This window comes from Paenibacillus sp. lzh-N1 (assembly GCF_002872435.1).
GTDB lineage: Bacteria > Bacillota > Bacilli > Paenibacillales > Paenibacillaceae > Paenibacillus > Paenibacillus polymyxa_C.
In genome coordinates, this window is sequence record NZ_CP025696.1 from 3,137,739 (window position 1) to 3,154,354 (window position 16,616).

The window sequence follows — 16,616 nt, forward strand, 5'->3', positions numbered from 1 at the left end:
ATAAAAGCCGTGCATAAAAAGACGCCGTTCCATGTAAGAGGATACTTACACGCTTGTCTAGATAGTCTGAGCGTGTTGATCCATAACTAACATGGAGCGGCGTTTTAAAATTGAAAAACAGATATCAATCTGGTGTTTTTTCAGTTAAAGGTTCCTGCGTTTTATCGTTCGACCAGCCGAGCACATCAACCAGCTTGAAGAACAAACTCAGGATAATACCGATGATTGTCGCCAATGCCATACCTTTCAAGGTGACAGCACCCCAAGTGAGCGTAGTACCACTGATTCCCACAACAAGCACGATAGTAGCGAGCAGCATGTTGGTTGGCTTGGCGAAATCAACTTTTTGCTCAACGAAGATTCTAAGACCAGAGGCAGCGATCACACCGAATAATAGTAAGGATACGCCACCCATAACTGGAGATGGAATATTAGAAACAATCGCTGAGAACGTACCCGAGAAGGACAACAGGATGGCAATAACAGCCGCTCCGCCAATAACCCATATAGAGTACACTTTAGTTAATGCCATAACACCGATATTTTCACCATAAGTCGTATTAGGTGTAGAACCTACAAAACCGGAAATGACAGTAGAAATCCCGTTACCCAGCAGAGAGCGATGGAGACCAGGATCTTTGGACAGCTCACGTCCGACGATGTTGCTAGTCACGAGCAAGTGACCAATGTGCTCTACAATGACGACCAGAGCAACTGGAAGAATCGTTAGCATAGCCGAGGCATTAAAGGTTGGAGTAGTAATTGCGGGATGGGCGAACAAAGGAGCGTCCGCAATGGCCTGTGTATTGACCATGCCCATGAAATAAGCAAGCACATAGCCCACCACGATACCGATTAGAATATGAATGATTTTGGCAAACCCGCGAAACAAAACCGCACCCAGAACAGTAACACCGAGCGTAACGAGGGAAAGGGTGATCGTTTTGGGATCTGGCGTCCAGGCTTTAGTAGGATCGGCATTAATAATGCCTGCCATGCCTGCAGCAACCGGAACTAGTTCCAGACCAATTAAGGCTACGATTGATCCCATGACAGCCGGTGGAAAAACGATATCCAGCCAACGTGTCCCGGCATACTTGATTACCAGTGCGACGAGACAGAAAATAATACCTGTAGCGATGAAAGCACCCAGGGCCATTGCATAGCCACTGCTGCCAGGATTACTTTTAAGCACAAGACTGACGGGAGCGATAAAAGCGAAGCTGGAGCCGAGATAGGCAGGGATTTTGCCACGGCAGATCCATATGTACAACAATGTTCCGAGACCGTTCATGAGCAAAATCATGCCGGGATCGACGCCGAAAATATTGGGCACCAGCACGGTGCTGCCAAACATGGCAAACAAATGCTGTACGCTGAGCAGGACCCCAGGTCCTGCTGGAAGCTTTTCATTAACTTGAATTTCGCGTTGCAACGCAGTTCACTCCTTAGTTCTTTCAATTATTCTTATATACATTAATTACTTTTCGTAATTTTTTCAATATAATTCGTTTCATTTCGACAACAATTCTGATTTTACTTATCCATGTGTGACAAAATAATGCGACAGTGCCAAACCTGTAATAGTTGACGTGTGGCGTGCTAAGCGTCATAATTGTAGGAAATCACTTTTAAAAGGGAACCTTTGCGCGACATTGATCGGCGGGTTCCATTTTGCATAGAAAGGACACGGAATAGAGCAGAATGGGGATAGAGCAATTACTTAAAAAGGCCGGGGCCTATACCAGAGAAGCAGATCTTATCCGCATCAGGGACGCCTATGATTTTGCCGAGCAGGCCCATTCCGGCCAGACTCGTAAGTCCGGTGAACCTTATATTCTGCATCCGCTTGCGGTTGCTGATATCGTCGTTAATATGCAGATGGATACCATCTCCATTATCGCCGCTCTTTTACATGACGTTGTGGAGGATACGACGGTGTCTTTGGCGCAGATTCGCGAGCATTTTGGCGATACATGTGCGATGCTTGTCGATGGTCTGACGAAGCTGGAGCGTATCCAGTTCCGTTCCAAGGAAGAACAGCAGAACGAAAATTATCGAAAAATGTTTATTGCTATGGCGCAGGACATTCGTGTCATCGTCATTAAGCTGGCAGATCGTCTGCACAACATGCGTACTCTGAAATATCAATCGGAAGAAAGCCAGCGTCGAATCGCTTATGAAACGTTGGAAATTTTCTGTCCGGTTGCAAACCGATTGGGTATTTCAGCGATTAAATGGGAAATGGAAGACATTGCTTTGCGCTATCTGAATCCCCAGCAGTATTATCGCATCGCTAATTTGATGCATAAGAAGCGGGCAGAGCGCGAGCAATTTATTGATAATGTCATACAGCGTATCAGAGAGAAGCTTGAAGAGATGGGTATTCAGGCTGATTTGTCTGGACGTCCTAAACATATTTACAGTGTGTTTAAAAAGATGACGACGAAAAACAAGCAATTCAATGAAATATACGATTTGCTGGCGATTCGAATTATTGTGGATAACATTAAAGATTGTTATGCCACACTGGGGATTATCCATACGTTGTGGAAACCGATGCCAGGGCGGTTTAAGGATTATATCGCCATGCCTAAGGCTAATATGTATCAGTCCCTCCATACGACCGTAGTAGGTCCTAATGGAGAGCCTACAGAAGTACAAATTCGCACAGTGGATATGCATCGCACTGCTGAATTCGGGATTGCCGCCCACTGGGCCTATAAAGAAAACAACGGGGCAAATAACACAAACTTTGAGGACAAAATCACCTTTTTTCGAGAAATTCTGGAGCTGCAAAACGAGGCGAAGGATGCATCGGAATTTGTGGAATCACTCAAAATGGACTTTTTCTCAGACCTTGTGTTTGTCTTTACTCCTAAGGGAGAAGTCATTGAGTTGCCGGCTGGATCGGTTCCGCTGGACTTTGCTTTCCGTATCCATACCGAAGTTGGAAATCGAACGATTGGCTCTAAGGTAAATGGAAGAATTGTTCCTTTGGATTATCGTCTGAAAACTGGCGATATCGTGGAAATTATGACGTCCAAGCACTCTTATGGACCTAGTCAGGACTGGCTTAAAATTGCTCAGTCCTCTCACGCGCGCAGTAAAATCAAGCAGTGGTTCAAGAAAGAAAAGCGTGAGGAAAATGTAGAAAAAGGCCGCGAAAGCCTGGAACGTGAGCTAAGAAAGCGTGATATTGAGCCATCCGTGTGGATGAGCGAGGACAAACTTCAGGATGTGGCACAAAAGTTCTCTTTTAATGATTCTGAAGATATGCTGTCTGCGATTGGCTTTGGCGGTATAACCGCAGCGCAGGTTTGTACACGTCTGACAGAGAAGCTGCGCAAGGAACAAGAAGAGGCACGGCTAATCGAACTGACGACCGAGGTCAAGGAGTACAAACCGCAGGGCGAACGGAAAAAAACACCGACCAACGGTGTCAGCGTCAGAGGCGTCGACAATTTGCTCGTTCGCTTTGCACGATGTTGTAATCCCGTACCGGGTGATGACATCATCGGCTACGTAACACGCGGGCGCGGCGTATCTGTGCACCGTACCGATTGTCCGAATATTCCTTCGGGTGTGGGCGAAGATCAGGCGCGCGTGATTGAAGTTGAGTGGGAAGAAGCAGCCGAGGTCAATTATAGCGTCGATATTGAGATTACAGGGCATGACCGCAATGGTTTGCTGAACGAGGTACTCCAGGCCATTTCTGAGAACAAAACTAGCTTCTCGGCCGTGACAGGACGTACAGATAAAAATAAAATGGTAATGATTCACATTACAATTCTTATTCGTAACACGGATCATTTGCATTCTGTTGTCGAACGGATCAAACGGGTGAAGGATGTATACACCGTGCATCGGATTATGCAATAAATTTGTTAGGTGTACACACAGGTTTGTATAGCCTTTGTAATACATGGGCACAAGCCTCATAGATGGCTGTAAGAGCCGTGATACGGCTGAGAGCAACTTTTAAGGGGAAAAGTAAAGGAGTAGCGGATAGGCGATGAAGATCATTATTCAGCGCTGTAAAGACGCTCAGGTAACGGTGAATCAAAAGGTGGTCGGCAAAATCGGAACTGGATTAATGCTGCTGGTTGGTATTGGTCAGGGAGATACGGCAGCCGATGCCGTTTATTTGGCGGATAAAATAGCGGGATTGCGTATATTTGAAGATGCTGAAGGCAAAATGAACGACAGTGTTCTGGATGTCGGCGGGGCCATTCTGTCTGTCTCCCAATTTACGCTGTATGGTGACTGCCGTAAAGGAAGAAGGCCCAACTTTATGGGAGCGGCCAAACCTGAGGAAGCGGAGAAACTGTATGATTTCTTCAACAGTCAGCTTCGAGCCAAGGGCCTGGAGGTCGAGACCGGAATTTTTGGAGCTATGATGGATGTTTCCTTGACCAACTGGGGTCCAGTGACGTTGATTTTGAATAGCGAGCGTTCTTAGGTATCCATTCTTGGTATGATCTGAGAACTTGAGCAGAAGAGAATAAAATAGCCGTTTAGAGGGACCCTAATGTCATCCCGGTTGGTGAGTAGCCATCTGGAAAGCCTTAAGGGTGACAGGAGAGACGAAACTATGCGTCAGACCCCAAAAATGGACGGATATCGAAGCGCGGTGTTGCTTTATCCTGGGAGTATGCGAGAGGCAATCAGCCTTACCCGTAATGCAGATGCGTTATTACAGCATGTTGCTACAGCTATGGACAAGCCAGGACGCGGTGCCCTGCCACGAAGGTAACAATGGAAATTCATTGGTAAATGCAGCATTAACGACGTGTTGCCTAAAGCGGTTATAAAGAGATCTAAAATAATTATGTAGCAGTAAATCAGGGAGGAGCCAACTGGCTCCTTTTTCTTTTTCACTGCTGAAAATTGTTATAAACACAGATCGAGCGGGTAATAACAAAGCGTGATAGACAAACAACCCTAACTTTAAACTCGCTCTGAGGATAACCGGAAAGGAGATCTGAACGATAATGAGTAAAATTGCATTTTTGTTGGCTGACCAATTTGAGGATTCTGAAATGAAGGTCCCCTATGATGAACTGAAAAAGGCTGGACATGAGGCAGATATTATTGGACTGAAGCAAGGTGAAAAAGTGAACGGTAAGCAAGGAAAAGCAAGCTACACTATTGAAAAAGCCATTGCAGATGTGAAATCAAGTGACTATGATGCAGTTGTTATTCCTGGTGGATCATCTCCGGAAAATCTGCGTTTGGATGCAAATGTTCTTAAGTTTGTAACTGAAATGAATGAGTCCAAAAAAACGATTGGCGCTATCTGCCACGGGCCGCAGATTTTGGCTAGTGCCGATTTGCTACAAGGTCGGACGATTACAGCTTATCCTCCATTGAAAGATGACTTGATTAACGCAGGTGCTCATTTCGAGGATCGAGAGGCGGTCGTGGACGGTAACTTTATTACGTCTCGGACCCCTAAGGATGAGCCAGCCTTTGTGCGTGAGTTGTTAAAGGCATTGTAATTTAACCGTGAATGCTTCCGTAAATTTATGCCAGTACAATTCCCATACGAGGAGGACTTGATATGGCTAAACAGATTCAGGCTTATTTTCGCACGGAAGATGAAGCTGAGGGCGCCAGAGCTTCGCTTCAGGCTTATAGAACTGAACATTTGGAAGTAGGTGCTCTGGATGAGGCGCTCGGTCGCGAGACGAGGGTTTTAATTCCGTTGGTCCCCTATAACAATACTGGCTCTGTGAGCACAGGAGGTTCTGCTGGTGCGGTAATTCCAGCCGCAGGGGCTTATGGCGAAAATATTCTACCAGATGCAAAGAATGACGAGGTTAACTATGGCGCAGCCCAAAGGGATCTGAATGAGGATCGGAGCGGAACAACGAATCATGACGGAGGTTTGCTCCGTGCGACAGATGTGTATATTAACGGTGATCATGATGAATTACGGTATGTATTGTCCGCCAAGGTAAATGATGCCGATTATGATGAGATCATTTATAAGCTCCGTTCCAATCGTGCATATGTGGCGCAGCTGGATTAAAAAGGAAGCGAGTGTCACAAGATTGTCGATACACGAGGAAATTAGCCACACTAGAGTGGCTGTAATACAATTGTAATATTCGAAACATCATTCCTTAATATTCGTTGTTTATAATAACAGCATGACCCCCTTTTGATATATCTTTTAGACCTGCGGACCGTTTCCGCAGGTTATTTTCTTTTTATAAGACTTATTTGTCTGATTCTAGGGGGAATGTCTTGACTTTGTCGAAGCAGTTCATTAAAATCATAAAATAATGAAAAATGATTTGATGACGGGACCAAGTACTCCGAACCCACAAGCGCAGAGAGGAATTTCCAGGCTGTAAAAATTCCCTTGATGAGCGGACGAATGACCTCCCCGAGAACAGGCGGCGAACAATGAGGAATCTTTGCTGAGTAATGCATGGCATATGCCAAACACAGCAGACCATCCTGCATAATAGCCGTACTGCGCGTTACGGGCGTTATACGTATGAGCGGAGTCAGTGCAATGCTGACGGACACTGAGTCATTTTTATGCCAGTGGTCTGGGTAAACTCCGGAATGTGGGTGGTACCACGGGTGATTTGTAAACGACAATCCCTCGTCCCTGTTAATAATAACAGGGCGAGGGATTTTTTGTTTTATATTGAAAGTGGAGTAAGTAGAGAGCGCACAAATAAGAAATATAATGACGGGGGGATACGTAAATGGCCTTTCAAAAACCGACGGGAACACAGGATTTGCTGCCAGGCAGTGTAGAAAAATGGCAAGTGGTCGAGGAAAAAGCCCGCGAAATTAGCCGCCGCTTTAATTATCGTGAGATCCGTACACCGATGTTTGAACAAACGAATTTGTTCGTACGGGGTGTGGGTGAAACGACCGATGTGGTGGAAAAGGAAATGTACACTTTTGAGGATAAAGGAAAGCGCAGCATGACTTTGCGCCCAGAGGGAACAGCAGGGGTTGTCCGCTCTTATGTGGAGAACAAACTGTATGGTGAGCCAGATGTGACCAAACTGTATTACATTGGCCCGATGTTCCGGTATGAGCGTCCACAGGCTGGGCGTCAGCGCCAGTTTCATCAATTTGGCATTGAAGCATTCGGGGCGATGGACCCGGCGCTGGATGCAGAAGTTATTGCTTTCGGGTATCAATTCTGCCGAGAGCTGGGCTTAAAAGGAGTACAGGTAGAAATTAACTCGGTTGGTAATGCTGCCAGCCGTGCAGATTATCGACAGCATTTGGTGGACTTCCTGATGCCCATTAAGGATACGTTGACCAAGGAGAGCCAAGCGCGCATCGAGCGTAATCCATTGCGAGTGCTGGATAGTAAAGACGATCAAGACAAATTTGGCGGGGCACCTTCGATTTTGGATAGTTTGGATGAGGAATCCAGCACTCACTTTGAGAAAGTGAAGCAAAATTTGGATGCGATGGGCGTGGAATATACAGTGAACCCGCGTTTGGTACGGGGGCTGGATTATTATACGCTGACAGCATTCGAGTTCAAAGCCGAAGGAATTGGTGCTATTGACACGATTGGTGGAGGCGGCCGATACAACGGATTGGTTGGAGATCTGGGCGGACCGGATCAGCCGGGCATTGGTTTTGGTATTGGGCTTGAGCGAATTCAGCTGATTTTGGAGCATCAGGGTGTCAAATTGAACGAAGCCAAGCCGTTGGATATCTATATGGTGGCATTGGGTGAGGCGGCAGAAACGGAAGTGACCAAGCAACTGTTCAAGTTGCGTCAAGCTGGATTTTCCGCAGAGCGAGATTATCTGGGGCGCAAAATGAAGGCGCAGATGAAATCGGCAGATCGTTTTAAAGCAAGATATACAGCAATTTTGGGTGACGATGAGCTGGGTAAAGGTGAAATTGCACTGAAAAACATGGAAACCGGCGAGCAGCGTACCGTTAAGTTGGATCAGTTGGTGGAAGAATTAGGATAAAAAACGTGATGAAACATCAGTCAGGGGGAGTTTCCCTCTGGCTGTCCATATAGCATTAACTACTAAACCTAACAGGAGTGTGTATTATGAAAAGGAGTCATCAATGCGGCGCATTGACTCATGCGCATATCGGAGAAACAGTTACATTGAACGGTTGGGTACAGACCCGTCGTGACTTAGGGGGCGTACTTTTTATAGACCTGCGTGACCGTAGCGGAATTGTACAAATCGTGTTTAATCCGGCCTATTCCGGTGACGCGCTGCAAATTGCGGACCGTGTTCGCAGTGAATATGTGCTAGAGGTTACTGGTACCGTTGTTAAACGTGATGCAGAAACGATCAATTCGAACCTGCCTACAGGTGAAATTGAAGTGCGTGTCACAGAAATCGAAGTATTGAATGCATCCAAAACACCTCCGTTCTTCATTGAAGATGGCGTAGAAGTTGACGAGTCGCTGCGTTTGAAATACCGTTATCTGGACCTGCGTCGTCCGGAAATGCATCAGACTTTGAAACTGCGTTCCAAAGCAGCAAAAGTATTCCGCGACTTCCTGGACGGTGAAGATTTCATTGAAGTGGAAACACCGATTTTGACGAAAAGCTCCCCAGAGGGCGCACGTGACTATCTGGTGCCTAGCCGAGTGCATGAAGGCGAATTTTTTGCCTTGCCGCAATCGCCACAATTGTACAAGCAATTGCTGATGGTGGGCGGCCTGGAGCGCTACTACCAAGTTGCACGTTGTTTCCGTGATGAAGATTTGCGTGCTGACCGCCAGCCTGAATTTACGCAGATCGACATTGAGACTTCCTTCATGCAACAGGATGACTTGCTGCCTATGATGGAGCGTCTTATGGTGAAATTGTTCAAAGAAACAGTTGGGGTAGAACTGGAAACACCGTTCCAACGAATTACACATGCAGAGGCAATGGACAAGTATGGTTCTGACAAGCCTGACCTGCGTTTTGGTCTTGAGCTGGTAAATGTTAATGATATCGTGGCAACCAGTGGTGTGAAAGTATTTGCTTCCGTAATTGAAAAGGGTGGCGAAGTTAAAGTCCTTAATGCCAAAGGATGTGGCACGTGGAGCCGTAAGGACATTGATGACCTGGGTCCTTTCGCAGCACGTTATGGAGCAAAGGGCTTGGCTTGGATCCAAGTGAAAGAAGGCGAATTCAAGGGGCCTATCGTTAAATTCTTCACACCGGAAGAAATCGAAGCCTTGAAAGAACGTACGGGAGCCGAAGAAGGCGATCTGTTGCTGTTCTCTGCGGATAATAAAAAAGTAGTTGCTGATGTTTTGGGCGCGCTTCGTCTGAAAATTGGCCGTCATTTGGGGCTCATCGACGATAACAAATTCAAATTTGCCTGGGTCGTAGACTTCCCGCTTCTGGGCTATGACGAAGAACAAAAACGTTATGTAGCGGAGCACCATCCGTTCACTCGTCCGAAGGAAGAAGACCTGGCCCTCTTGGACACAGATCCAGGTCAAGTTCGTGCTCAGGCTTACGACATCGTGCTGAACGGCTACGAAGTGGGTGGTGGCTCGATGCGTATTTTCAAACGTGAAGTTCAGGAGAAAATGTTCAAAGCACTCAACCTGCCGCCTGAAGAAGTGAAGGATAAATTCGGTTACTTGCTGGATGCATTTGAATATGGTACGCCTCCACATGGTGGTATTGCCTTCGGTTTTGACCGTCTTGTCATGCTGCTTGCAGGTCGTACAAATCTGCGTGAAACCATTGCATTCCCGAAAACAGCCAGCGCGACAGACCTGCTTATGGATGCACCAGCCGAAGTGGATCAAGCTCAATTGGATCAGCTTCATATTCGTCTTGCTCCGAAGCCTGTTGCGCCTAAAGCTTAAGACAAACGTTGGATTTTGCAAATTGCCATCTGTTGGCATGTAAATAGATTATAGAATGCCGTGAACCCGTTAACCTTTTATGGATAATGGGTTCGTGGTTTGTATGCTGGAGTTCCAGCATAGAGTTTAAACCAGTGAGGGAGGATTACCATATGCTGCATCAATTTTCACGCACGGAACTGGCCATCGGGACGGAAGGTCTGGAGGTTATGAAAAATAGCACGGTAGCTGTATTGGGTATCGGCGGTGTCGGTTCGATTGCAGTGGAAGCGCTGGCCCGAACGGGTGTTGGACGCATTATTTTGATTGATAAGGATGTCGTAGATATTACCAATATTAATCGCCAAATTCATGCGCTGACGACAACAGTAGGTCAAAAAAAGGCTGATCTGATGGTAGAGCGTGTGAAGCTGATTAATCCTGAATGTGAAGCAATTGCACTGAACATGTTCTATACAGAAGAAACATATGAGGAGCTATTCAAGTACGATCTGGATTATGTGCTGGATGCTTCAGATACAATTATTTACAAAGTTCATTTGATTAAAGAATGCTTGAAACGGGGAATTCCGATGATCTCCAGTATGGGCGCTGCGAATAAAATGGACCCAAGTCGTTTTCAAGTAGCTGATATTTCCAAGACAAGAATGGACCCGATTGCCCGTGTCATTCGAACCAAGCTGCGCAAGGAAGGTATTACCAAAGGCGTCAAGGTTGTATTCTCTGATGAGGAGCCAATGAAGCCGCGCGAAGAAATTACCAAAAAAATTGTACCTGCCAACGCACCTGAAATCCGGAAGGCGAAACAGCCGCCTGCAAGCAATGCTTTTGTACCTCCGGTAGCAGGCTTGATCATGGTGAGTGTGGCTGTGAAGGATTTGTTAGAGCGCGCTGGTGTGTAAGCTGAAAAAGTAGCATGACAGTACATTTATAGATTACAGTAGTATGTATTCACTTTTAAGACCTGTAGTTCTGTGCATCACTTCTTGGTGTCACAGTAGGCTACAGCTCTTTTTGTTTTGAAAAAACGCAGCTTACTGCAAACAGATTGAACAACTTGCTGGAGGGTTTTGGTATGAAGGATGGGCTATGGTCCAGAAGTCTCGGTTTCAAGCCCGAGCATCATTGGAAAAAGGAATTAGCCGCGGGTGCCATTTCTTATTTTTCCGTTGTATACATTATTATGGTTAATGCAACTATCTTGGCAGATGCGGGCATTCCTCTTCAAGGGGCAATGCTCGGGACGCTGCTGACATCGATGATCGGCTGTCTACTGATGGCTTTTGGCGGAAAGTCTCCCATGGTCGTTGTACCAGGGATGGGGATTAACGCCTTTTTCACTTACACGCTCGTACATTCCATGAAGCTGAGCTGGCAGGAAGCGTTGATGGTAGTTGCCGTCACAGGGGTGATATTCGCCATTGTGGCATTTACATCATTGTACAAGCTGATAAGCCAGGCGATTCCCCACAATTTGCAACATGGAATTACGGTGGGCATTGGTTTGTTTTTAACCTTTATCGGCTTGCAAAAAAGCGGGATCGTGATTGCACATCAAACGACTTTTGTGGCTATTGGTCATTTTAATGATCCTAAGGTGATTACAGCCTGTGTAACATTAATGCTCGCTATTGTATTATTTGTGCGTAACGTTCAGGGAGGTTTGCTGATCAGCATTTTAGCAGGAACCGGGCTTGCATACGTACTGGGGGCTGTAGAGCCGGCAAGCACGGTGCGAACCTCTGAAACAGTACGACAGTACGGGCAATTGTTTGGAGAACTTTCTTTTTCAGGCATCGTCTCGGTAGCCTTCTGGATCGCTGTTTTTTTGCTGTTACTGATTGTGCTGTTCGAGAATGTTGGAATGATTACTGCACAGACCAACATGATTGGAAGACCGGATTCTTTTAAGAATAGCTTGCGTGTGTTGGCTGTGACCAATATTTTTGCTGGTATTCTGGGCAGCAGTCCCGCAGTAGCCGCTGCGGAATCGACGGCTGGTATCGCCGCAGGGGGACGTTCGGGAATGACACCGCTGGTAACAGCAATTTTATTCGGAGCGACATTTTTCTTTATTCCGCTGTTGGCTTATATTCCTGACAGTGCCATTGCGCCTGTATTAATCATTATCGGGGGCCTAATGGTGCAAAATGTGCGAGAGATGGATTTCAGTGATTTTACCGAATCGTTTCCTGCGTTTCTGATCATGGTGATGATGCCCTTTACTTACAGTATTGTAGATGGGATGGCATTTGGTTTTATTGCATACCCCGTAGCCAAGCTGGCAGCAGGACGGGGCAAGGAAGTGCCTGTCGCATTATATATCATTTCTGTACTGTTTGTGGCTAACTTTGTGCTTCATTCTCTGGTGTAGTAAACTCGAAGATAGGTTGTACTGTTCATACCCGCGCAGAGCGCGGGTGTTGTTGTTTGAACAAGAAATGGTCAGACAGGAAGCGAGGTTGATGGTTTATGGAAAAAGAACATCATGGGCGACAAGATGAGCAGGAGGATCGGACGAAGGAAAAGCCGGGGAAAAGGCCGGATAAGGCTGGTATGGGTCGGTTTATCAAACTGATTGCGAGTGCACATCCGCCCAAGGCCATTCTGATCCTTGCCCTGATTCTGACCCTGATTCAGACGATTGCTGGTTTAATCGTACCGATGATGACCAAAGGGTTAATTGATGGCTTAACCTTTTCTTCACTGAACCGTATGGTCATTATTGGTCTGCTTGGCGCTTTTGTGCTTCAAGCGGTAGCTTCGGCGGTTTCGATCTATATGTTGAACTATGCCGGGCATAAGATTGTGGCTAATTTGCGCAAACGTTTATGGCATAAAATCTTATCTCTACCTATCCCTTACTTTGATCGAAATCGGTCAGGAGATACGATGAGTCGAGTTACCAATGATACAAGCCTGATTATGAACTTAATTACCGAGTATCTAGTTAATCTGATCTCTAATGTAATTGCAATTATTGGTGGTATTGCGTTGTTATTTTATCTGGATTGGGTGATGACGCTCATTATTATGACCATTGTTCCGCTAACAGCCCTGATTTTATTTCCGGTAGGCAGAAAAATGTATCGTATCTCCAAAAAACAGCAGGATGAGATGGCAGATCTGACCTCAGTACTGAGTCAGGTTATCGGCGAAATCAGGCTGGTCAAGGCCTACGGAACGGAAAGCAGAGAGGCACAGGCCGGGGAGGATCGCATTTACCGTATGTTCCGCTTCGGGTTGCAGGAGTCACGTATATTGGCCCTTGTAGGTCCTATTTCTACCTTTTTGCTAACTGCGGTGCTGGTTATTATATTGGGTGTTGGTGGTGTTCGCGTCGCATCGGGTGTGCTGACTGCGGGGGATTTGGTGGCTTTTATTTTGCTACTATTTCAGGTGATTACACCGATGGCCCAATTCACGACCTTGTATTCACGTCTGCAAAAGGTGGTTGGGGCCACTGAACGGATTCAGACTATTTTAGATCACGAAGAGGAACCACTTGAATTGAAGCAGGAAGCGGCAAAAGAGAGCAGAGATATTGTATTTCGTGATGTTGCTTTTTCCTATACCGAAGGTGAGGAGGTTCTTCATCATGCAAACCTGGTCATACCGGCTAACCGGACGACAGCATTCGTGGGGCCGAGCGGAAGTGGGAAGTCCACCTTGTTTTCATTGTTGGAACGCTTTTATGTGCCAGATACAGGGGAAATTCGTTACGGAGACGAATCGATATCTTCATATACACTTTCCTCCTGGCGCTCCAAAATTGGTTATGTATCACAGGAAAGCTCAATGATGACCGGAACGATTAGAGATAATATTACGTATGGCTTAGGACGCGAAGCTGATTTGGAAGAAGTGAGACGAGCTGCCATGATGGCGTATGCGGATACATTTATTATGGATCTACCTCAAGGCTATGATACGGAGGTAGGGGAGCGGGGAATGAAGTTGTCCGGCGGGCAGCGTCAACGGATCGCCATTGCGCGTGCGCTTCTTCGCAGTCCTGACATCCTCATGCTGGATGAGGCTACTTCTAGCCTGGACAGCTCATCCGAGCATGAGGTGCAGAAGGCCTTAGCGAACTTGATGGAAGGACGTACGACAATTGTCATTGCACACCGATTGTCTACAGTAGTCCACTCCGATCAAATTATTGTGTTGGACAAGGGCAATGTAACTGGTGCAGGGACCCATACCGAGTTATTAGAGACCCATCAGGTGTACCGCGAGCTGGCTCAAAAGCAGTTTGTGGAGATGGGAGAAAAGCTCCATACTTTGTGAAAGGGCAGGGAAATGGGCGTATTAGGAAATAAGGTTGGATTTTTGTGGTCAAATGTGTTACGCTTACTTTCCTTTTTTTGTGTCGGAGCAAGTGATAAGATGCAGAAATCGAGACTTGATATTCTTAGGAGGTAACTGAAATGGAGAATAAGTTTCAAAGTGCCTATCAAGAAGAACAGCACAGGCTGTCGCTTGCTATGGAGGAAATTGATCGGAGATTGGAACGGCTTCGCAGTACACCGGTGTACACTGGGCATGACTTTACGGAGCAAGTACTGGAATCTGCACGGGAGGAAAAACGCCAGGCTTTGGCCAAAAGCTCGCAGGAGCCTTACTTTGGGCGTATGGATTTTGACGAGCGCGGTAGAGGGCAGCGGAAGCCGCTTTATATCGGTAAAATCGGTGTGGAGCGTGAAGAAACGTCAGCGTATCCGCTGGTGATTGATTGGCGTGCACCGATTGCTAGCTTGTTTTATTCGTTTACAGGTGGTGAAGAAACGGCGTCTTATGAAGCTCCTGAGGGAACTGTCGAAGGCTTGGTGTATCTGAAACGTAACGTTGTCATTCGTAAAAGGATCCTGGAACGGGTAGCGGATACGTACAATCGTGAAAGTGACGAGCCTGCCGTTTCCGATGAGTTTCTCGTTTATCGTTTGGGAGAGAACAAGGATAACCGTTTACGGGATATCGTATCTACCATTCAAGCGGAGCAAGATCAGATCATCCGCGCGGCTAAAAATACAGCCCTCGTTATTCAGGGGGTAGCGGGTAGTGGCAAGACGACCGTAGCGCTGCATCGACTCGCATTTTTGCTGTATCAATACAAGGATCAGGTATCGGCAGACAAAATGGTTATTTTCGCACCCAACCATATGTTTCTCGATTATATTTCAGATGTACTTCCAGAGCTGGGAGTCGGAAATATTCAGCAAAGTACATTTGCAGATTGGGCGCTAGGTTTACTGGGGCTGGATTTACCTTTGGCAGATCCTACCGAAACGTTATCTTATTGGTTTGAAAGTGGCGGCTTGAGAACGGAATCTATGGATGAGGCGCCGGGTAGATTTAAGGGGTCGGTTCATTTTATGAAGCTGCTTCAGGATTTTGTGGAACGACTGGAGCCTATCTCGGTGCCTGAGGGCGACTTTTCACCTTGGGATGGTGCGGTGCTGTCCCGAACTGAGATTTTGAATTGGTTCAATGAGGAATATAAGCCCTATCCGCTCGCGAAGCGGAAGGAGCGTGTGCTGGCAAGAGTCCATCGCTGGATTGAGATGGAACTGAAAAAGTCACCTTCGGCGGCTGCGCTCAAGGAACGGAAGAAAAAAGCCGGATCTCGGGAAAAGGCGTATGCTAAAAAATGGCCACAATACGATGCACTGACGCTCTACAAGCAGCTTTTTCAGGCAGCTAAAGGGTTACCCGCAGAAGCCGCTGCGGAAATGAAGGCTTCTTTGCCGGCTCCCATCTTTAAGGCCACACAGTCGGACCTGCGAAGTCAGATAATTCGTGAAGAGGATCTAACTGCGTTAGTATATCTTCACGTGCTGATTCATGAGGTAGAATCATCTCAACGTTTTGACCATGTAGTCATTGATGAAGCGCAGGATTTTTCACCTTTTCATATCGCCTTGCTGGATTTGTTCGTAAAAGGGCATTCCTTTACGATACTGGGCGATTTATCGCAGGGGATTCATGAATATCGTGGTGTACATGCATGGGAGGAAATGAGTTCTCTTTTCGCGCCTGAACAAACGGGGTATTTTGCACTTACACGGAGTTATAGATCAACTTTGGAAATTATAGAATTTGCAAATACAATTTTGGAGCAGGGAGTACGTGGCGGCATTACAGCGGTTCCAGTATTTCGTAGCGGCGATCCGGTGCGTACCGTGTCTTACGACTCGTCTGTACGTGAGGAGAGTTTGCTCACCGCTTTAAAAGAGCTTTCCTCCAAGGAGTATCGTACTGTTTCTGTGCTGACACGTACCTTAAAAGAAGCTGTAGAGCTGCATGAGGTTTTCACAAGTGCGGGATTGGATGTCCATTTGATTGACGGTGGTAAAAAGCAATATGAAGGCGGCTTGTCTGTACTGCCTGTATATCTGTCCAAAGGTCTGGAGTTCGATGCAGTTATTGTGGCCGATGCCGACCAGGATCATTATGGAGAACGGACATGGGATGCCAAGCTGTTGTATGTAGGATGTACGCGTGCGCTGCATGAGCTGTGGTTATTGCATGACGGTCCACTTCCAAGTTACGTACAGGCGCAAACGGAGTAATTAGAACGCTGTATGTCATGCCAACCAAAGAACAGCCACGAAATTCATTTTTCGTCCCAGGCTGTTCTTTCTTTTTAGTTGAATCACGTGTAGGGCTACAGTTATACCGTGACCAGGCTATCTGCAACTTGTTAACCGATATGGTAGAATAAGAGGCGGTTTATCATCGTTTTAGTGCAGTAGATAAATTGAATTTTCATGTCTTTTAG

12 protein-coding genes are annotated in these 16,616 nt (G+C 46.4%); 11 read left to right on the forward strand and 1 reads right to left on the reverse strand.

The features are described 5' to 3' along the window. Positions 1–124 precede the first annotated feature (124 nt). The gene (gene uraA / locus C0638_RS14325) at positions 125–1,435 is read right to left on the reverse strand and encodes a uracil permease (RefSeq protein ID WP_058710636.1); all 1,311 of its coding nucleotides are present in this window, start codon (positions 1,433–1,435) and stop codon (positions 125–127) included. A 269-nt stretch (positions 1,436–1,704) separates the two neighbouring features. Here uraA and C0638_RS14330 point away from each other — a divergent pair, with 269 nt between their 5' ends. From C0638_RS14330 to C0638_RS14375, 11 genes are all read left to right on the forward strand, one after another. Further along, on the forward strand, positions 1,705–3,882 hold the full coding sequence (locus C0638_RS14330; protein WP_040103058.1) for a RelA/SpoT family protein: 2,178 nt from the start codon (positions 1,705–1,707) through the stop codon (positions 3,880–3,882). 133 nt (positions 3,883–4,015) lie between these two features. After that, on the forward strand, positions 4,016–4,462 hold the full coding sequence (gene dtd / locus C0638_RS14335; RefSeq protein ID WP_040103059.1) for a D-aminoacyl-tRNA deacylase: 447 nt from the start codon (positions 4,016–4,018) through the stop codon (positions 4,460–4,462). A 132-nt stretch (positions 4,463–4,594) separates the two neighbouring features. After that, a complete protein-coding gene (locus tag C0638_RS25360; protein WP_013372632.1) occupies positions 4,595–4,756 on the forward strand; it encodes a hypothetical protein in 162 nt (53 codons plus the stop codon). Positions 4,757–4,994: 238 nt separating this feature from the next. Then, positions 4,995–5,501: a type 1 glutamine amidotransferase domain-containing protein gene (locus tag C0638_RS14340; RefSeq protein WP_013372630.1), complete on the forward strand. Its 507-nt coding sequence runs from the start codon at positions 4,995–4,997 to the stop codon at positions 5,499–5,501. A 62-nt stretch (positions 5,502–5,563) separates the two neighbouring features. Further along, positions 5,564–6,034, forward strand: a complete 471-nt coding sequence (locus tag C0638_RS14345; RefSeq protein ID WP_058710637.1) for a hypothetical protein — start codon at positions 5,564–5,566, stop codon at positions 6,032–6,034. Between the two features lie 691 nt (positions 6,035–6,725). Then, positions 6,726–7,970 carry a histidine--tRNA ligase gene (hisS, locus tag C0638_RS14350; RefSeq protein ID WP_102163571.1) on the forward strand — a complete coding sequence of 415 codons (1,245 nt, stop codon included), beginning with the start codon at positions 6,726–6,728 and terminating at the stop codon, positions 7,968–7,970. Positions 7,971–8,056: 86 nt separating this feature from the next. Continuing rightward, complete coding sequence (gene aspS / locus C0638_RS14355; protein WP_025676154.1) at positions 8,057–9,835, forward strand: aspartate--tRNA ligase; 1,779 nt, start codon at positions 8,057–8,059, stop codon at positions 9,833–9,835. Between the two features lie 152 nt (positions 9,836–9,987). Further along, complete coding sequence (locus C0638_RS14360; RefSeq protein WP_013372626.1) at positions 9,988–10,737, forward strand: tRNA threonylcarbamoyladenosine dehydratase; 750 nt, start codon at positions 9,988–9,990, stop codon at positions 10,735–10,737. A 173-nt stretch (positions 10,738–10,910) separates the two neighbouring features. Then, the gene (locus C0638_RS14365) at positions 10,911–12,209 is read left to right on the forward strand and encodes an NCS2 family permease (RefSeq protein ID WP_058710639.1); all 1,299 of its coding nucleotides are present in this window, start codon (positions 10,911–10,913) and stop codon (positions 12,207–12,209) included. Between the two features lie 98 nt (positions 12,210–12,307). After that, positions 12,308–14,125, forward strand: coding sequence for an ABC transporter ATP-binding protein (locus tag C0638_RS14370; RefSeq protein ID WP_058710640.1), 1,818 nt, complete (start codon positions 12,308–12,310; stop codon positions 14,123–14,125). A 140-nt stretch (positions 14,126–14,265) separates the two neighbouring features. Continuing rightward, on the forward strand, positions 14,266–16,407 hold the full coding sequence (locus C0638_RS14375; protein ID WP_058710641.1) for a HelD family protein: 2,142 nt from the start codon (positions 14,266–14,268) through the stop codon (positions 16,405–16,407). Positions 16,408–16,616: the final 209 nt, after the last annotated feature.